Genomic DNA, 18402 nt, shown 5'->3' with positions numbered 1-18402 from the left:
CGCGCCCGCTAGGCTCCCCCGATAACGAGTTGGGGGAGCTTGAAGATGTCCATTTTCCGGATCGCGGCGGTCATCGCCGCACTGGCCGTGCCGTCGGCCGCAACGGCCGGGCTGACCTTCTGCAACGACAGTGGCCGCAGCCAGTCCATCGCCATCGGCTACAAGGTGGGCGAGTCCTACCTCTCGCGCGGCTGGTGGAACCTCGATCCCGGCGCCTGCAAGGAGGTGCTGACCGGCGACCTGACCCAGCGATATTACTACTACCGGATGGAATCGCGCGGCTACAGCTTCGACGGCGATTACGCCTTCTGTGCGGAAAACGCGGCGTTCCGGATCGAAGGCGACACCGCCTGCGCCACGCGCGGCTACGACGAACGGCGTTTCCGCAAGATCGACACCGGCAAGACAGCGAAAACCTTCACCTATACCGTAACCGGATCCAGCCAGACGGCGCTCAAATCGGACGCACCCGCCAAGACCCCCGCCCAACCGGTTCCCGCCACACCGGCCCCCGCGCAGGGCTTCGCCCCCGGCACCTATGGCGAACCCTACAGCGATGCCGTCACCTTCCAGGGCTGCGACAGCCTCGACGGCCCGTTCAGCTGCAGCTTCATCGCCAACCTGACCCGGTTCCACGTCTATGACGACGGCCGCACCCCGGCCCCGGTCATGGCCGCGCTGAAATCCTTCGCCCCCGGCACGCCGCTCTCGGTCACCGGCGACCTCGCCGGCATCTTCGACACGACCGCCGAAGTCGTGCTCTCGGCCGCCACACCCCGCCAACCGAACAACGCCGACAAGTGGCTCGCCGCGATGCAGGGCGGCTGGTACGCGACCGACGACAGCCGCGTCCAGATCACCGTGCTCGGGGCGGAGATGGAGGAAACCTACGACGGCACCGTGACCGCCCGCAGCTACATGGCGGTGCAGGGAACCTGCGGCGACGCACCGGCACAGGGCAACTACCTCGTCACCCGAGACTCGGAAACCGGCGACATGTACTGCTACGGCCTCGACCGGATATCGCAACTGGACTGGAGCATGTTCTATCTCCCGCGCGGCAACCTGCTCGCCTACCGCCGCCTCGACTGAGACACGCGCCGGGTCCCCTGCTTCTTCTGGTCAAAAATACTTTGGGGGAGTTCGAGGGGGCAAAGCCCCCTCGTCACGACACAAGTAAGGGAATGCGCCGCAGGCGCACGATCAGGTCAGAACCGGCCCGTAAGGCCTACAGGTTTTCCGGCTGCGGCATGCCCAGCACGTGATATCCGCCGTCGACCCGGATGATCTCACCGGTCGTGCAGGCCCCCGCATCCGAGGCGAGGTAGACCGCCGTGCCGCCGACCGCCTCCAGCGTGGCGTTCGCGCGCAGCGGCGCGTTGGCCTCGGTCTGGCGGAAGGTCTTGCGCGCCCCGCCGATCGCCGCGCCGGCCAGCGTCTTCATCGGACCGGGCGAGATCGCGTTCACGCGGATCCCCTCCGGCCCCAGGTCGTTGGCGAGGTAGATCACCGCCGATTCCAGCGCCGCCTTGGCCACGCCCATCACGTTGTAATACGGCGTCACCCGGGTCGAGCCCTGGTAGGTCAGCGTCAGGATCGCGCCGCCGTCCTTCATCAGCGGCACCGCGCGCCGGGACACGTCGATCAGCGAATAGCACGAGATGTCCAGCGACTGCTTGAAGTTCGTTCGGCTGGTGTTGATGAACCGCCCCGACAGCTCGTCCTTGCTGGAAAACGCGATGGCGTGGACGAGGATGTCCATCTTGCCCCATCTCTCCTTCAGCGTCGCGAAGGCCGCGTCGAGCGAGGCGTCGTTGGTCACATCCGCATCCAGCAGCAGGTCGCTGCCGACCGAGGCCGCCAGCGGCTCCACCCGCTTGCCGAAGGCCTCGCCCTGGTAGGTGAAGGCCAGCTCGGCCCCCTCGGCGGCCAGCGCCTTGGCGATTCCCCATGCGATCGAGCGATCGTTCGCGACCCCCATGATCAGGCCGCGTTTGCCTTTCAGTGCATCACCCATCGTTCCGCCCTCAGATCACGCCCGGTACCGGCTGAGCAGCATGGAGCCGTTCGTGCCGCCGAAGCCGAAGGAATTGGTCATCACAGTGTCGAGTCCGGCGTCCGCCTTGAACGCCGTCGCGATCTCTTCCGGCTTCAGCGCCGGGTCCAGATGCGCGACGTTGATCGACGGCGCGATGAAATCGTGCTTGAGCATCAGCAGGCAGAAGATCGCCTCCAGCGCCCCCGCCGCGCCCTGCGCGTGGCCGGTCATCGACTTGGTCGACGAGATCGGCGGCGTGCTGCCGTCACCGAACACCCGCCGCACCGCCTCGACCTCGCCCACGTCACCGACCGGGGTCGAGGTGCCGTGCGCGTTGATGTAGTCCACGCTGCGCCCTTCGGGCAGCGTCGACAGCGCCAGCCGCATCGCCCGCTCGCCGCCTTCACCGGACGGCGCGACCATGTCGTGCCCGTCCGAGGTCGCGGCATAGCCCGTCACCTCGGCATAGATCGTCGCCCCGCGCGCCAGCGCGTGTTCCAGTTCCTCCAGCACGACGATGCCGCCGCCGCCCGAGATGACAAAGCCGTCACGGCCAGCGTCGAAGGCGCGGCTCGCCTTGGCCGGGCTGTCGTTGTACTTGGACGACATCGCGCCCATGGCGTCGAATAGGCAGGACAGCGTCCAGTCCAGTTCCTCGCCGCCGCCCGCGAACATCACGTCCTGCTTGCCCAGCATGATCTGTTCCGCCGCGTTGCCGATGCAGTGCAGCGAGGTCGAGCAGGCCGAGGTGATGGAATAGTTGATGCCCTTGATCTTGAACGCGGTGGCGAGGTTCGCCGACACGGTCGAGGACATGCATTTCGGCACCGCGAACGGCCCGATCCGCTTGGTCGCGCCGGACGACAGCACGGTCTGGTGCGCCGCGAACATCGCGCTGGTGGACGGGCCGCCCGACCCGGCGACGAGGCCGGTGCGCGGGTTCACGATCAGGCTCTCGTCCAGCCCCGCATCCGCGATCGCCTGCTGCATGGCGATATGGGCATAGGCCGCGCCCTGCCCCATGAACCGCAGCGCCCGCTTGTCGATATGCTCGGCCGGGTCGATCTTCAGGGTGCCCGCGATCTGGCTGCGGAAGCCGTGCTCCGCCATCTCGGGCGAGGCTTCGATCCCCGACGTCCCGGCCTTCAGCGAGGTCAGGACCTCTTCGGCGTTGTTCCCGATCGAGGACACGATCCCCAGACCGGTGACGACAACTCGGCGCATTCGCTCTTCCTCCTCGGTGCCCTCTGTCCAGCCTCAGCTTTCGGACAGGGCGACCTTCATGTCCTTGACCAGATAGATGGTTTCGCCATCCGCCTCGACCCGTCCGTCCGCGACGCCCATGGTCAGCCGCCGGGTCTGCACGGCCTTGGTGAAATCGACGTAGTAGGTCAGCATCTTGCGGTCCGGACGCACCATGCCGGTCAGCTTGACCTCGCCGACGCCCAGAGCATAGCCGCGCCCCTGCCAGCCGCGCCAGCCGAGATTGAAGCCGGTCAGCTGCCACAGCCCGTCGAGGCCCAGGCACCCCGGCATGATCGGGTTGCCGGGAAAGTGGCACTCGAAGAACCACAGATCGGGATTGATGTCGAATTCGGCCACCACGTGGCCCTTGCCGTGTTCGCCGCCGTCGCCGCTGATGTCGGTGATCCGGTCCATCATCAGCATCGGCGGGGCCGGAAGCTGGGCGTTGCCGGGGCCGAACAGTTCGCCACGGGCGCATTTCAGCAGGTCGTCTTTGTCAAAGCTCGTCGGATAGCCCGCCATCGTCTCTCGCTCCCCCGCCACAGATCCGGTCTGAAAACTTCGACCCCCTCTATCACCCGCCGAAAGCCCAAGGCAAGTATTGCGACCCGAATGCAAGCTCCTGACGCAACGACGGGGTAAATCGTTAAACCGATTGAAATTTGGTCCGATACTTTCCTATATTGCCGTCCGAAGAGGGGAATGCCTGTGCAGACCATCACCAAGGACGCCACCAGACGAGGCAGCGACTGGCTGTCGCGCGGCGGGCTGCGGCCGACACGGCAGCGCCTGTCGCTTGCCGCATTGCTTGTCGGCGACGGGCGGAACCGCCACGTCACCGCGGAAAGCCTGCATGTCTCGGCCCACGACCACGGCCAGCCGGTATCGCTGGCCACGGTCTACAACACGCTCCGCGCCTTCTGCGAGGCGGGGCTGATGCAGGAAATCACGGTCGACGGGTCGAAGAGCTACTTCGACACCAACATGCACGACCATCCGCATTTCTTCTGGGAGGACGAGGGCCGTCTGACCGACGCGCCCGCCGACCAGCTTGAGTTCACCCGCCTGCCCGACGCGCCCGAGGGTGCCGAGATCAGCAAGGTCGACGTGGTCATCCGCCTGCGCCGCCGCTGACCCCGCGCAGGTTGCGGCCAAGCTCTGCAAACCCGGCCCAGCGGCCGGGTTTTGCGTTTCAGACCGTCGCGACGGTGGCCTCCTGCGTGACGCCAAGGTCGGCTCCGCGCAGGTTGGGATCGCCCATGTCACAGGCGGCAAGCGCCAGGGCGGAAAGGATGAGGGCGGCAAGTTTCATGCGGTTCTCCTGTATGATGCGGTCATGGTGCCGCCCCATACAGCATCTTGCAACTCCAGACAGAAAAACGGCCCCGCAAAGGGGCCGTTTCGATTTTGCTTTCACCTTGCGGAAGCTCAGTGCACCGTCGCGTCCTGCGGCTTGTCGCGGTTGGTGCTGCCAACCCGGTCGCCGATCAGCAGACCGTCCGCCCCGGCGCTGACCGGAACGACCGCGCCATCCTTGACGTCGCCCGCCAGCAGCAGCTCGGCCAGCGGATCCTGGATCGCCCGCTGAATCACCCGCTTGAGCGGACGCGCCCCGAACACCGGATCGTAGCCCTCGTCCGCCAGCCACTTGCGCGCGGCCTCGTCGAGCGTGAGCGTGATCTTCCGACCCGCCAGCCGCTTCTGCAGCCGCGCCAGTTGGATGTCGACGATCCCGTCCATGTCCTTCCGCGCCAGACGGTCGAAGATCACGATCTCGTCCAGACGGTTCAGGAACTCGGGCCGGAAGTGGGCCCGGACGGCTTCCATCACGTCGCGCTTCGCATCGCCGGCATCGGCACCTTCGGGCAGCCGCGACAGCGCCTGCGAGCCGAGGTTCGACGTCAGCACGATCAGCGTCTGCTTGAAGTCCACGGTCCGGCCCTGACCATCGGTCAGCACGCCGTCGTCGAGGACCTGCAGCAGCACGTTGAACACGTCCGGATGCGCCTTTTCGACCTCGTCGAACAGCACGACCTGGTAGGGCCGGCGCCGGACGGCTTCGGTCAGCACACCGCCTTCGTCATAACCGACATAGCCCGGAGGCGCGCCGATCAGGCGGGCGACGGAGTGCTTCTCCATGAACTCGCTCATGTCGATCCGCACCATCGCGCTGTCGTCGTCGAACAGGAACTCGGCCACGGCCTTGGTAAGCTCGGTCTTGCCGACGCCGGTCGGGCCGAGGAACAGGAACGACCCAAGCGGCCGCCCCTCGTCGTTCAGCCCCGCACGCGCCCGCCGGACGGCGTTCGCCACGGCGGTGACGGCGGCGTTTTGGCCGATGACCCGCTTGTGAAGGCCGTCTTCCATACGCAGCAGCTTCTCGCGCTCGCCTTCCAGCATCTTGGTGGTCGGGATGCCCGTCCAGCGCTCGACCACGGCGGCGATCTGCTCCGGCCGGACGGCCTCTTCGACCATCACGCCCTCGGCTTCCTGCTGCTCGGCCTCGCCAAGCTGCTTTTCCAGTTGCGGGATCACGCCGTAGGAGAGCTCACCGGCCTTCGCCAGATCACCCTGCCGCTTGGCGATCTCCAGATCGGCCCGCGCGCGGTCCAGCTGTTCCTTAAGCTCGCGCGCCGAGGCCAGCTTGTCCCGCTCGGCCTGCCACTTGGCGGTCAGGCTGTCGGATTTCTCCTGCAGGTCGGACAGTTCCTTTTCCAGCCGCTCCAGTCGGTCCTTCGACGCGGCGTCGTCTTCCTTCTTCAGGGCCTCGCCCTCGATCTGGAGCTGGAGGATCTGCCGGTCGAGCTGGTCGAGCTCTTCGGGCTTGGAATCCACCTCCATCCGCAGACGGGACGCGGCCTCGTCGACGAGGTCGATCGCCTTGTCCGGCAGGAACCGGTCGGTGATGTAGCGGTTCGAGAGCGTCGCTGCGGCGACAAGGGCGGAGTCGCTGATCCGCACGCCGTGGTGCAGTTCATACTTCTCCTTGATGCCCCGCAGGATGCTGATCGTGTCCTCGACCGTCGGCTCCTCAACCATGACCGGCTGGAAGCGCCGCGCCAGCGCCGCGTCCTTTTCGACATACTTGCGATACTCATCGAGCGTGGTCGCGCCGATGCAGTGCAGCTCGCCCCGCGCCAGCGCCGGCTTGATCAGGTTGGCCGCATCCATCGCGCCGTCGGTCTTCCCGGCCCCCACGAGCGTGTGCATCTCGTCGATGAACAGGATGATCTCGCCCGCGGCGGTCTCGATCTCCTTCAGGATCGCCTTGAGCCGCTCCTCGAACTCGCCGCGATACTTCGCACCGGCGATCAGCGCACCCATGTCGAGCGCCAGAAGACGCTTGTTCTTCAGGCTTTCCGGCACGTCGCCGTTGACGATGCGCAGCGCGAGGCCCTCGGCGATCGCCGTCTTGCCGACGCCGGGTTCACCGATCAGGACCGGGTTGTTCTTGGTGCGGCGCGACAGGACCTGCATCGAGCGGCGAATCTCGTCGTCGCGTCCGATGATCGGGTCGATCTTGCCCTCTTCGGCGGCCTTGGTCAGGTCGCGGGCATATTTCTCCAGCGCCTCGAAGGTGTCCTCGGCGCTCGCGCTGTCGGCGGTCCGGCCCTTGCGGACGTCGTTGATCGCCTCGTTCAGCTTCTGCGCGGTGACGTCGCCGGCTTCCAGCGCGTCCTTGGCCGGGCTGCGGACAAGCGCCAGCGCGGTCAGCAGACGTTCGACCGGGACAAAGCTGTCCTTGGCCTTCTGCGCGATGCTCTCGGCCTCGCTCAGGACCTTGACGGTCTGGTTGTCCATGTAGATCTGGCCCGCGTCGCCGGACACCTGCGGGATCTTTTTCAGCGCCACGTCCAGCGCTTGCGTCACGCGTTTCGGATCCCCGCCCGCCTTGCGGATCAGGTTCGACGCCATGCCTTCGGGGTCATCCATCAGTGCCTTGAGCACGTGTTCGGGCGCCAGCCGCTGGTGGCTGTCCCGGATCGCGATCGTCTGTGCCGCCTGGATGAAGCCGCGCGACCGCTCCGTGAACTTGTTCAAGTCCATCGTTCGTCTCCTTTTCAAAGCGTCCCCTGGCGACCACCCTGAAACAGGCATGTGCCGCACCGGAACCTTGAAGCTGAAATGGGGGGCGGTTGACCACCGTTCAAGCGCCCGCGCACCCCGCATGGGAACATTTTGCACCATCTGTGCGTTCGGTCACCAATAAGAAACGAATGGGCAGGGACAGTTGGCATGGCTTTATCGGAGGCATCCATGACCACTCAGAAAACCCGGATCTCGCAGATCACCTACAACCCGGCGCGGCGTTGTTTCGAGGCGTCGGTCACCCTCTTCGACGGGGAACAGGCATACACCTACCCCATCTCGATGCCGGCACCGCTGGACAGCGCGTATTCGGACATCTCCAAGGCCGTGCTGGAGCGCGCGCGCCGCAAGCATGAAAAGGCGCTCGGGCCGATCCGTTCGACCCGCCTGGCAGAGGACGCGCTGGCAATGCCGATCGTCCTGCCACCCTCGGTGCGCGAAGCGACCGTGGGGCTCTGGGACCGCCTGCTGAACCACCGCGCCGCCTGAAACGGCGCGGCCCCGCCGCCATAAGGCTTGACCGCAGCGCCCCGATCGCTCATCCGGGGCGCGACACGGCGGGAGAGAATGATGGCAAGCGACAAGCTGATCGTGGCGCTCGACGTACCGAACGCCCTGCAGGGACTGGAACTGGCGCAGCGCATCGGTGATGCGGCGACGTTCTACAAGATCGGGCTGGGCATGCTGACCGGCGGCGGTCTGGCGCTGGCGAACGAACTGAAGCAGGAGCACGGCAAGCGCGTGTTCCTCGACATGAAGCTCTTCGACATTCCCCAGACGGTGGAAAACGCGGTGCGCGGACTGGCCGCCTTCGATCTCGACTTCCTGACCGTGCACGGCGATCCCTACGTGGTCGCAGCCGCCCGCGCCGGGGCGGCAGGGCGCGTGACGCAGATCCTCGCCGTGACCATCCTGACCTCGCTGGAACGCGCGGACCTTGACGACGCGCTGATCACGGCGGGCGACGTGCGCGAGATCGTCACCGCCCGCGCCGTGCGCGCCTTCGAAGCCGGGGCGGACGGTGTGATCTGTTCCGCCCGCGAGGCCGCCGCGATCCGCGCCCTGCCCGAGGCCGAGGGCAAGCTTATCGTCACGCCGGGGATCCGCCCGCTGGCCTCCGCCGACGACGACCAGAAGCGCGTCGCCACCCCCCGCAGCGCCATCCGCGACGGCGCCGATCACATCGTGGTCGGCCGCCCTGTCTGGCGCGCCGAGGATCCGCGCGCGGCGGCGCAGGCGATCCAGTCGGAAATCGAAACGGCGTGGCAGTCCAACACCAGCTTCGCCTGACCGCTCATCCGACCTGGCGGTCGGCCTCGCCCCGCATCATCCCCGTCCCGGTCATCGCGTCCCGCAGGCGCGACCTGAAGTGCGGCACGGCCGTCGCATCGGCCAGATAGTCCGCGGGCCGGACCAGGTCCCAGCCCTGCCCTTCGTTGCCGAAGCGGATCTCCCCGGCCCGCGCCGGATGCAGATGCGCCAGGAAGAACCACGCGGGGATCTCTCCATCATACCAGCGCCGCCAGGACACGTCGCCGGGGCTGACCACCAGCCCGATCTCCTCGCGCGCCTCGCGCAGGGCGCAGGCCAGTGGGCTCTCGCCGTTCTCGCGCCCGCCGCCGGGCAGGTCGAGGTAACCGGGCCACGGAATCGGCTTGTCCACGTCGCGCCGGACGACCAGAAGCCGCCCGCCGACGATCAGCGCGATCTTCGCGCCCTTGAACGGCCTGTCATATCCCATGCGGCAGATGTAGGATGCCCGGACCACGCTTGCCAGCGACACGTCACATGCCCGCCCTCTGCCGCGACTGCCTGACCGAATTTCCGACCGGCGCGCGCTGCCCCGCCTGCCGGTCGCGCCGCGTGATCGCCCATGCGGAACTGAACACGCTCACCATCGCGCATATGGACTGCGATGCCTTCTACGCCTCAGTCGAGAAACGCGACAATCCAGAGCTGCGGGACAAGCCGCTGATCGTCGGCGGCGGGCGGCGCGGCGTCGTGTCCACCGCCTGCTACATCGCCCGCATCCGCGGCGTCCGTTCGGCCATGCCGATGTTCCAGGCGCTGAAGCTGTGCCCCGAGGCGGTCGTCGTGAAGCCGCGCATGGCGGCCTATGTAGAGGCGTCCAAGGCCATCCGCGCGATGATGGAGGAGCTGACGCCGGTCATCGAACCGCTGTCGCTGGACGAGGCGTTCATCGACCTGACCGGCACGGCACGGCTGCACGGACATCCGCCCGCCTACATGCTGGCGCGGCTGGTCAAGCGGATGCGGGTGGAGCTGGGGCTGACCGGCTCCATCGGGCTGTCGCACAACAAGTTCCTCGCCAAGGTCGCCTCGGACCTCGACAAGCCGCACGGGTTCTCCGTCATCGGCGAGGCTGAGACGGCGGATTTCCTGCGCGACAAGCCGGTGCGGCTGATCTGGGGCGTGGGCGGCGCGGCGCAGGCGGCGCTGGACAAGGCCGGGATCCGGACCTTCGCCGACCTGCTTCGCTGGGACCGCGCGGACCTGACGGCCCGCTTCGGGTCGATGGGCGACCGGCTATGGCACCTCGCGCGCGGGCAGGACCGCCGCCGCGTGTCGGCCAACGCGCCGGTCAAGTCGATCTCCAAGGAAACGACGTTCTTCGAGGACACCGGCGATGCCGATATCCTCGATGGCCACCTCTGGCGGCTGTCGGAACAGGTGTCGGACCGGGCAAAGGCGCGCGGACTGGCCGGGCGCGTCGTGGTGCTGAAACTCAAGCGCGCCGACTTCCGCCTCGTGACCCGCCGCATCTCGCTGCGCGAGCCGACGCAGATGGCGGACACGATCTATCGCCGCGCCCGGTCGCTCTATGACCCGGTCGCGAAAGAGGCGCCGTTCCGCCTTATCGGCGTCGGCATATCCGACCTCGTGCCCGAGGGGGACGCCGACCGTTCGGGCGACCTGCTGGACCCCGATGCCGCCCGCCGCGGCAAGGCCGAACGCGCCGCCGACGCGATTCGCACGCGGTTCGGCAGCGACGCCATCATCAAGGGCCGTGCCCTGCGCTGAGGACTTCATGGAAACCGACACGATACTCGCCGGGCTGCCCCTGCCCACCATCTCGACCTCGCTGCTATGGGAGGCGCTGATCGACATCGCCCCGCGCGAGGACATCGGACAGGGCCCGCACGGTCACCGGGTCATCGTGCCGATCACCGGCGGCAGCTTTCGCGGCGGGCCGGAGCATCCGGACCTGTCCGGCTCGGTTCTGGCGGGCGGGGCCGACCGGCAACTGCACCGCACGGATGGCGGGCGCGAACTGGACGCGCTCTACGAAATGCGGATTGCGGACGGGACGCTGCTGACCATCCGCAACCGGGTCATCATCGACGACGCCGCACCGGAGGGCCGCTATGCCCTGTCGCGGGTCCAGGTGACGGCGCCCACGGGCGTCTGGGACTGGCTGAACCGCAGGGTCATCATCGGCACCCTGCAACCGGCGATGCCGAAACGGCAGGCCGTGGTGATCCGCGCCTTCCTCGCGCGGACCGGGATCTGATCACTCCGCCGCCAGCGGCAATTCCCCGGTGCGGCCGATCTCGGTCACCTCGGCGATGACGGTGCGCAGCAGCTTGCGGAACGGCTCGAAGTTGGAGTTCGGTCGGATCATCCGTTCGTTCATGTAGATCGAGCGGTCGATCTCGATCTGGATCGCGTGCTGACGCCGCGAGGGACGTCCGTAGTGCTGGGTGACGAAGGCGCCCGCGAAGGGCGCGTTTCGGATCACGTGCAGCCCGACACCGGCAAAGGCCGCCTCGATCCGGTCCACCACGGCATTGTCGGCCGAGGCGCCGAAGCGGTCGCCGATGACGACGTCGGGGCGTCGTGCCCCGGCGCGGGCAATGCAGTCCACCGCCTCGTGCGGCATGGAATGGCAGTCGATCAGGATCGCCTCGCCGAAGGTGCGGTTGGTGATGTCCAGCAGCGCCTGCAACGCGGTGTGATAGGGCCGCCAGCACGAATCGATCCGGTGCTGCGCCTCGGCCCGCGTGATCTTGCCGCGATAGATCGCGCGGCCATTCGACACGACGCGGGGAATCACCCCCAGCCCCGACGTGATCCGCGGGTTGTGCGAGGCGCGGCGCACGCCCTCGACCAGCGCGGGGTCCAGTTCATCGGCGGACCGGTTCAGATCGACAAAGGCGCGCGGCACCCGCGCGGCCAGCATCGGCGCACCGAATTCGATGGCCGGCGCGAAAAGCTCGTCGACAAAGGCATCTTCCGACGAGCGGATCGTGAAATCGTCCAGCACCGTGGTCCGCAGGAAATCGCGCGGGTAGTCCCGCCCGCTGTGCGGCGAGGCGAAGACGACGCTGGTGGTCTGCGCGTCGGGGGTATGCAGGCGGTATGGAAGGCTTTGCATGAGAACTCCGTTAGCCTGATAATAGCGCCAAAATTTGGGGAGCCAAAAGCCCTTGATCCTCCCTTCGACTCCTTTTATAGACCGGCGGACCGGCGCGGAGCATTCCCGCGCCCCTTTTGTTCGGGGTGCACACGGGATAGTGAAACGCAGGCCATACGGGCGGTTAGCTCAGCGGTAGAGCACTACGTTGACATCGTAGGGGTCACTGGTTCGATCCCAGTATCGCCCACCATGAATTCACCGGTTCCTCGGGGCAACCCGCGGCACCAACCGAGAAACCCTGGCGCCCCGCGCCGCGACAAGAGGAGAAGGCCATGAAGGTCCGCAACTCGCTCCGTTCGCTCAAGAACCGGCATCGCGACTGCCGCGTGGTGCGCCGCAAGGGCCGCGTCTACGTGATCAACAAGACGCAGCGTCGGTTCAAAGCCCGCCAGGGCTGAGACCGTTCGCAGGACACACGATTGGCCGCCTCCGGGCGGCCTTTTCGTGTCCGGCCACATGCTGACACCCGCCACCACACCGCCCCGCCTGATCACCCTGATTCTCCTGTCGGGCGCAGCGCCTCTGACGCTGAACATGTCGCTGCCCTCGCTGGCGCATATCGCCGAGGACTTCGACGCCTCCTATGCGCTCGTCAGCCTGTCGATCTCGGGCTACCTCGCCATGACGGCGGTGGTGCAGCTGATCGCCGGGCCGCTGTCGGACCGGCTGGGTCGGCGGCCGGTGATGCTGTTCGTGCTGTCGCTGTTCACGCTGGCCTCCATCGGCTGCACGCTGGCGCCGAACGTGACGCTGTTCCTGATCTTCCGCATGCTGCAGGCCGGGATGATCTCGGGCTACGCCATCTCGCTCGCCGTCACCCGCGACATCCTCGGCGACAGCGGCGCGGCGAAGCGGATCGCGCAGATCGGCATGGCCATGGCGATCGTGCCGATGGTCGGGCCGGTCTTCGGCGGGATGCTCGACACGCTGTTCGGCTGGCGGTCGGGCTTCATGCTCTACACGGCGATCGGGATCGGCCTGCTGATCCTCGCCTACCTCGACATGGGCGAGACGCGGGCCCATGCCGCCACCCGCCTGCCCGCCCTCGGCCTGCTGAAATTGCCGGCCTTCTGGGCGCCGACGATCTCGGTCGCCTTCTCGGTCGGCGGGTTCTTCACCTTCGTGTCGATCGCGCCCCTGGCCGCGACCAATGCCTACGGGCTGAACGGCGCCGAACTCGGGGTGCTGATCGGCTCCATCACCATCGGCTTCGCCATCGGCAACTGGATCGTCAGCCGCGCCAGACGAGCACCCGAGGTGCTGATGGTCATGGGCCGCATCTCGACCTGCGTGGGGATCGCCCTGTCGACGCTGGTGCTGATCACCGGCCTGCCCGGCGCGATCACCTTCTTCGCCCCGATGCTGCTGGTCGGCTTCGGCAACGGCCTGACGATCCCCTCGGCCAACGCCTCGCTGCTGGCCGCCGCTCCGGGACGCGCGGGTGGCGCTGCGGGGCTGTCGGGGGCAATGACGGTCGGCGCGGGCGCGGCGATCACCGGCCTTGCGGGGGCGCTGGCCAGCCCCGAGACGGCGCGGGCGGACATGCTGGCGATGATGACCGTGATCTCGGCCATCGCGCTGCTGGCGGCGCTGGCGAACCTGCGCATCGTCCGGCGTCACCGCGCCGCAGGCTGACACAGATCATTGTGCGGGGGCGGGAATGCCCCCACCTTTGCGGCATCCCCAATTCGAACCGGGCCGCGCCAGATGCCGAAATCCAAGGTCACACCCCTCTATCCCGAACAGCCCGCCAGCACGCCGCAGCGCACGCACAACGCACCGCCACGCGCCGAGGCGCCCTATCCCCGCGCCCTGCTGGACCGCAGCGCCCGCGCCGCGCTGGCCCGCGCGACCGGCGGCGTGTCCCCGGCCGCGACCATCGAGGCGTGGACCGACTGGGCCCTGCACCTCGCCGCCGCGCCGGGCCGCCGCGCCGACCTCGCCGACAAGGCCGCGACCGACGCGATGGCGCTGTGGACATGGGCGATGAAAGGCGCGCTGACCGGCAAGCTGCCCGAGGAGCGCCCCTTCGTCCCGTCGAAGAACGATCACCGCTTCACCCACCCCGGCTGGGCTTCGGCACCCTTCGCGCTTTGGCAGCAGGGCTTTCTCGCCTCGCAGGACTGGTGGGCGGAAACCACCCGCGCGATCCCCGGCCTGCACCCGCACAGCGCCGACCGGATGCGCTTCATGCTGCGCCAGATGCTCGACACCGCCTCGCCCTCGAACCAGCCCGCGCTGAACCCCGAGATCATCGAGGCCACCCGCGACAGCCACGGCGCGAACTTCGTCGAAGGGGCGGCCAACCACCGCGAAGACCTGATCCGCCTGCTGACACAGGCCCCCAAGGAGGTGCCCGAGGGTTACGAGATCGGCGAAAAGATCGCCTGCACCCCCGGACGGGTCATCTATCGCAACGAGATCATGGAGCTGATCCAGTATTCCCCCCAGACCGAGTCCGTCCGGCCCGAGCCGGTGCTGATCGTTCCGGCGTGGATCATGAAATACTACATCCTCGACCTCAGCCCCCAGAACTCGCTGATCAACTGGCTCGTGGGACAGGGCCACACGGTCTACTGCATCTCGTGGGTGAACCCCGGCGAAGAGATGCGCGACCTCGAGCTTGAGGATTACCGCAAGGACGGCGTGATGACCGCGCTCGACTGCATCTCCCGCGTTCAGCCGGGGCGGCAGATCCACGCCTGCGGCTATTGCCTGGGCGGGACGATGCTGGCGATCACGGCGGCGACCATGGCGCGGGACGGGGACGACCGTCTGGCCTCGGTCACGCTGCTGGCGGCGCAGACCGATTTCACCGAGGCGGGCGAACTGCTGCTGTTCCTGGACGAAAGCCAGGTGGCCTACCTCGAGGACCTGATGTTCGACCAGGGCTACCTCGCCAAGCCGCAGATGGCCGGCGCCTTTGCCGCCATCCGCGCCGAGGACCTGATCTGGACCCGCGCCGTCCGCCGCTACTTCCTCGGGAAGGAGGACGCGCCGACCGACATCGGGGTCTGGAATGCCGACGTCACCCGGATGCCCGCCCGGATGCACTCGCAATACCTGCGGGGGCTCTTCATGGAGAACCGGCTGTCCGCCGGACGGTTCGCGGTCGAGGGGCGGGTGATCTCGCTCAACGACATCACCGCGCCGCTGTTCATCGTGGGCACGGAAAGCGACCACATCGCGCCGTGGCATTCGGTCTACAAGATCAACCTGTTCACCAAGGCGCAGTCGACTTTCGTGCTGACCAAGGGCGGGCACAACGGCGGCATCGTCAGCGAACCGGGCCACCCCGGCCGCCACTACCGCATCGGCTGCCGGGAACAGGGCGCGCTCTACACCGATCCCGACACGTGGTTCGCCTCGCATGACCCGCAGGAGGGGTCCTGGTGGCCCGCATGGGGCGACTGGCTGGCCAGCCGCAGCGGCAAGCCGGTCGCGCCGCCCCGGACGGGCGCGCCGGAAGCCGGGCTCAAACCGATGGAGCCTGCGCCCGGCACCTACATCTTCCAGCGCTAGCGGTTGTCCCACGGGTGCGCGGGTGGAGGGCGAGGCGGGGGCTCTGCCCCCCGGCCTGCGGCCGTCCCCCGAGGTATTTGGAACCAGAAGAAGCAGGGGACGGTCGCGATGACCGGTCAGCGGACCGCAAGCAGGCGGACCATCGTTTCCTGGTTGATGAAGCCGGTGACCTGGATGCCCTGCGACTGCTGGAACCGCCGGATCGCCCGCCGCGCGGCGCGGTCGAACTGACCGTCGATCGCGCCCGGTTCGAAGCCCAGCTGTTCCAGCCGGCGCTCGACCAGCAGGCGTGTCACGGGGTTGCCCGCAACCTGGTTCTCGATCCGCTGCGCCTCTTCCCGCTGGGCGGCATTGTTGCGGTCGTCCTGCAGTTCCGCGATCCGCGCCCGCGCGGTTTCGGCGAAGGGCGACTGCGGGAACCGGTTGAGGAACTCCTGGTAGGCCTGGATCGTGTTGCGCTGTTCGGTCTCCTGCCAGGCCAGCCGCTCCTCGCGGCGGACCTGGTCGGCGCGCTCGGCCTCGATCGCGTCGAGCCGCTCGCGGGCGACCTCGGAATAGACGCCGTCCGGATAGCGCTTGAGATAGGCGCGCAGCGACGCCTCGTCGGCCCCCTGCCCCAGATCGCGCCAGTAGGCCCGGTCGGCCCGCTCCTCGGCCGCGCGCCGTTCGGCCGCCTCGCGCTCCAACTGCGCGGCGCGGACGTCGGCGGCGGACTGGATGCGGTCGATCTGCGCGGCGGTCAGGTAGGTCGTCCGCTCGTAATTGTTGGCCGACTGCCATGCGCCGATGGCTGTCCGTGTCGCGGGGCCGAAGATGCCGTCGATCCCGCGCGGGTCGAAGCCGATCAGGGCGAGGTTGCGCTGTATCTGCCGCCGCTGGTCGCGGTTCAGGTTCAGCGCCTTCTCGATCGCCTCGGCCTGCCGCACGGGCGCGGCCTTGGCGTCCTCGATCATCCGGCGCGCGTCGGCGGCGAATTTGCCATTCGGATAGCGCTCCAGATAGGACTCGAGCGCCTCGACGGTGCCGATGTCGCGGACGGCGGACCAATACGCGATCTCCTGCGTGTCGGGATCGTCGCGCGGCGGCGTCGGTGCCGGCGTGTCGCCCGCCGCGGCCCCCGTCAGGCCCGACGCGGTCGAGATGTAACCCTCGGCCTGCACACCGCGTCCCGCCTGGTCCAGCGCGGCGGCATAGCTCGCGCCGGGCTGCAGCAGCCCGTCCCGCAGGAGGCTCAGCAGGTCATCCGCCGATCCGCGCGCCACGGTTACGCCCTGCGGCGCCTCGAAATCGACGCCGCCGGACACGAAGCCGAACCCGCCGTCCAGCTCCGTATCCGGGTAGGCCAGCAGCACCACGGCCTGCCCCGGCGCGGTCGCCGCGAGTTCGGCCAGCGGGGCGAGCGGCAGGGCCGCGCCACCGATGCCGAAGGCGTTCGGCTCGTCCACCGTCCGCCCGAGCAGCCAGCCGCCCGAGGGCGTCTCCGCCATGTGCCCGGCCAGCACGATCACGATACGGTTGTCGTCGCCGTCCTGCACCTCGTCGGCGAAGTCGGCGGCAAGGCGCTGCATCTCGGCTCCGCTCATGTCCGCGCCGCGGAAGACGGTAAAGCCCGCACCCTCCAGCGTTTCGGAAAAGAACCGGTCGAACCGCGATCCGCGGATGTCCGACACGCGGTCGTAGTCCGAATTCACCACGACCAGCGCGATGTCCTTTGCTACGACGGGCGTCGCGAGCCCCATGGCCGCGACGGCGCCCAGTATACGGATGGCCTTCATCTTTCCTCCTCCCGCCCCTCAGGCAAAAGGACGCCGGGGCCTCAATCGTAACTACGCAGGTCCTCGATCACCTTGCCGTCGTTGGGCAGGCTGCCCGGCGGCACGATCTCGATCTTGCCCTTCAGTTTCAGCGCATCAACCACCGAAGACAGGTAACGTTCCCCTTCACCGCCATTCGCCGATTCGATCCGGACGATCATGACATCCATTTCGCCTTCGCGGTCCGCGATGACACGGGCCTTTGAAATGTCGTCATGCCGCGCGACCAGCGCCGCCACCTGCTCGGGCCGGACGAACATGCCCTTGATCTTGGTGGTCTGGTCCGCGCGGCCCATCCAGCCCTTGATCCGCATGTTGGTGCGGCCGCAGGGGCTGGTGCCTTCCATCACCGCGCTCAGGTCGCCGGTGGCGAAACGGATCAGCGGGTAGTCGGGGTTCAGCGTCGTGACCACGACCTCGCCGACCTCGCCCGGCTTCACCGGGGTGCCGGTTCCCGGCGTCACGATCTCGACGATGACGCCCTCGTCGACGATCATCCCTTCCATCGCCGGGCTTTCGTAGGCGATGTTGCCAAGGTCCGCCGTGGCGTAGCTCTGCAGGCAGGAGATGCCGCGGTCGGCATACTCCTGCCGCAGCGACGGGAACAGGGCCCCACCCCCGACCGCCGCCTTGGTGATCCCCAGGCGGAGCCCCATCTCCTCGGCCTTGTCGAGGATCACCTTCAGGTAATCCGGGGTCCCGGCATAGGCCGTGGTCCCCACGTCATGGGCCGCCTGCGCCTGCAGTTCGGTCTGGCCGGTCCCGGCGGGCAGCACCGTCGCCCCGACCGCCCGCGCGCCGTTCTCGAAGATCATGCCGGCGGGCGTCAGGTGATAGCCAAAGCAGTTCTGCACGATGTCGCCCTTGCCGATCCCCGCCGCATGCAGGAACCGCCCCATCCGCCACCAGTCGTGCCCGTTGCCGCCCGGTTCGTAGATCGGCCCGGGGCTCTGGAACACATGGGCGAAGCTGCTGACAGGCAGCGTCGTCAGCCCGCCGAAGGGCGCGGCGGCCTTCTGCGCGGCGACGAGGTCCGACTTCCTGAGCACCGGCAGCTTTGCCAGCGCGGCGGGCCCGGTGATTTCCGACGGGTCCACGTCCTTCAGCGCGGCATAGCCTGCCAGCCCCTTGGCCGCCTCGATCTGCAGCGGCAGGTCGCGGGCATAGGCGGAGGCGCGTTCATCCGCGCTGCGGGTCTCGCTGGTGTCGAAATAGGTGCTCATCGCATCCCTCGTCGCATGGGGCGCCTGTCCGGC

At 68.0% G+C, this 18402-nt stretch carries 17 protein-coding genes and 1 tRNA gene; 10 read left to right on the top strand and 8 right to left on the bottom strand.

Features of this window, described 5'->3' with window-relative positions:
- Positions 1-45 precede the first annotated feature (45 nt).
- Positions 46-1092 carry a DUF1036 domain-containing protein gene (locus ATO6_RS05155; protein WP_088622829.1) on the top strand — a complete coding sequence of 349 codons (1047 nt, stop codon included), beginning with the start codon at positions 46-48 and terminating at the stop codon, positions 1090-1092.
- Positions 1093-1228: 136 nt separating this feature from the next.
- Here ATO6_RS05155 and ATO6_RS05150 read toward each other — a convergent pair whose 3' ends face one another.
- The 3 genes from ATO6_RS05150 to fabA are packed head-to-tail and all read right to left on the bottom strand — an operon-like array spanning position 1229 to position 3805.
- On the bottom strand, positions 1229-2017 hold the full coding sequence (locus ATO6_RS05150; protein ID WP_088622828.1) for an enoyl-ACP reductase: 789 nt from the start codon (positions 2015-2017) through the stop codon (positions 1229-1231).
- A gap of 15 nt (positions 2018-2032) precedes the next feature.
- A complete protein-coding gene (gene fabB, locus ATO6_RS05145; RefSeq protein ID WP_088622827.1) occupies positions 2033-3262 on the bottom strand; it encodes a beta-ketoacyl-ACP synthase I in 1230 nt (409 codons plus the stop codon).
- A gap of 33 nt (positions 3263-3295) precedes the next feature.
- On the bottom strand, positions 3296-3805 hold the full coding sequence (gene fabA, locus ATO6_RS05140; protein WP_088622826.1) for a bifunctional 3-hydroxydecanoyl-ACP dehydratase/trans-2-decenoyl-ACP isomerase: 510 nt from the start codon (positions 3803-3805) through the stop codon (positions 3296-3298).
- A 180-nt stretch (positions 3806-3985) separates the two neighbouring features.
- Between fabA and irr the strand changes: the two genes are divergently transcribed.
- Positions 3986-4417, top strand: coding sequence for a Fur family transcriptional regulator Irr (gene irr, locus ATO6_RS05135; protein WP_088622825.1), 432 nt, complete (start codon positions 3986-3988; stop codon positions 4415-4417).
- A gap of 294 nt (positions 4418-4711) precedes the next feature.
- Here irr and clpB read toward each other — a convergent pair whose 3' ends face one another.
- A complete protein-coding gene (clpB, locus tag ATO6_RS05130; RefSeq protein ID WP_088622824.1) occupies positions 4712-7330 on the bottom strand; it encodes an ATP-dependent chaperone ClpB in 2619 nt (872 codons plus the stop codon).
- A 210-nt stretch (positions 7331-7540) separates the two neighbouring features.
- On the opposite strand from clpB, the gene ATO6_RS05125 reads away from it, so the two are divergent.
- On the top strand, positions 7541-7861 hold the full coding sequence (locus ATO6_RS05125) for a hypothetical protein (RefSeq protein ID WP_088622823.1): 321 nt from the start codon (positions 7541-7543) through the stop codon (positions 7859-7861).
- 81 nt (positions 7862-7942) lie between these two features.
- Complete coding sequence (gene pyrF, locus ATO6_RS05120; RefSeq protein ID WP_088622822.1) at positions 7943-8662, top strand: orotidine-5'-phosphate decarboxylase; 720 nt, start codon at positions 7943-7945, stop codon at positions 8660-8662.
- Between the two features lie 4 nt (positions 8663-8666).
- On the opposite strand, the gene ATO6_RS05115 is transcribed toward pyrF, so the two are convergent.
- Positions 8667-9155, bottom strand: a complete 489-nt coding sequence (locus tag ATO6_RS05115; protein ID WP_254919069.1) for an NUDIX domain-containing protein — start codon at positions 9153-9155, stop codon at positions 8667-8669.
- Between the two features lie 5 nt (positions 9156-9160).
- On the opposite strand from ATO6_RS05115, the gene ATO6_RS05110 reads away from it, so the two are divergent.
- Together ATO6_RS05110 and ATO6_RS05105 are read left to right on the top strand one after the other, a co-directional pair.
- Positions 9161-10414, top strand: coding sequence for a DNA polymerase IV (locus ATO6_RS05110; protein ID WP_088622821.1), 1254 nt, complete (start codon positions 9161-9163; stop codon positions 10412-10414).
- 7 nt (positions 10415-10421) lie between these two features.
- Positions 10422-10904 carry a DUF3237 domain-containing protein gene (locus ATO6_RS05105; RefSeq protein ID WP_176440833.1) on the top strand — a complete coding sequence of 161 codons (483 nt, stop codon included), beginning with the start codon at positions 10422-10424 and terminating at the stop codon, positions 10902-10904.
- Here the strand turns inward: ATO6_RS05105 and ATO6_RS05100 are convergent, their stop codons facing one another.
- Complete coding sequence (locus ATO6_RS05100; protein ID WP_088622819.1) at positions 10905-11768, bottom strand: N-formylglutamate amidohydrolase; 864 nt, start codon at positions 11766-11768, stop codon at positions 10905-10907. It lies immediately after the preceding gene.
- Positions 11769-11925: 157 nt separating this feature from the next.
- Between ATO6_RS05100 and ATO6_RS05095 the strand changes: the two genes are divergently transcribed.
- The 4 genes from ATO6_RS05095 (at position 11926) to ATO6_RS05080 (ending at position 15332) form a co-directional block, all read left to right on the top strand.
- Positions 11926-12000 (top strand) — tRNA-Val (locus ATO6_RS05095).
- 82 nt (positions 12001-12082) lie between these two features.
- Positions 12083-12208, top strand: coding sequence for a type B 50S ribosomal protein L36 (gene ykgO, locus ATO6_RS05090; RefSeq protein ID WP_005850168.1), 126 nt, complete (start codon positions 12083-12085; stop codon positions 12206-12208).
- A gap of 46 nt (positions 12209-12254) precedes the next feature.
- Positions 12255-13445 (top strand): MFS transporter, encoded by a 1191-nt coding sequence (locus tag ATO6_RS05085; RefSeq protein ID WP_088622818.1) that lies wholly within the window; start codon positions 12255-12257, stop codon positions 13443-13445.
- A gap of 72 nt (positions 13446-13517) precedes the next feature.
- Entirely contained in the window at positions 13518-15332 is a 1815-nt protein-coding gene (locus ATO6_RS05080; protein WP_088622817.1) for an alpha/beta hydrolase, read from the top strand.
- Positions 15333-15448: 116 nt separating this feature from the next.
- Here ATO6_RS05080 and ATO6_RS05075 read toward each other — a convergent pair whose 3' ends face one another.
- Positions 15449-17107 carry a peptidoglycan-binding protein gene (locus ATO6_RS05075; RefSeq protein WP_088622816.1) on the bottom strand — a complete coding sequence of 553 codons (1659 nt, stop codon included), beginning with the start codon at positions 17105-17107 and terminating at the stop codon, positions 15449-15451.
- A gap of 41 nt (positions 17108-17148) precedes the next feature.
- Positions 17149-18369 carry a phenylacetate--CoA ligase family protein gene (locus tag ATO6_RS05070; protein WP_088622815.1) on the bottom strand — a complete coding sequence of 407 codons (1221 nt, stop codon included), beginning with the start codon at positions 18367-18369 and terminating at the stop codon, positions 17149-17151.
- Positions 18370-18402: the final 33 nt, after the last annotated feature.

Origin of the sequence: Oceanicola sp. 22II-s10i (assembly GCF_002210105.1) — a bacterium.
GTDB lineage: Bacteria > Pseudomonadota > Alphaproteobacteria > Rhodobacterales > Rhodobacteraceae > Pseudooceanicola.
The sequence above is the reverse complement of the archived record's forward strand: the minus strand, read 5'-3'. Positions and strand labels throughout refer to the sequence as shown.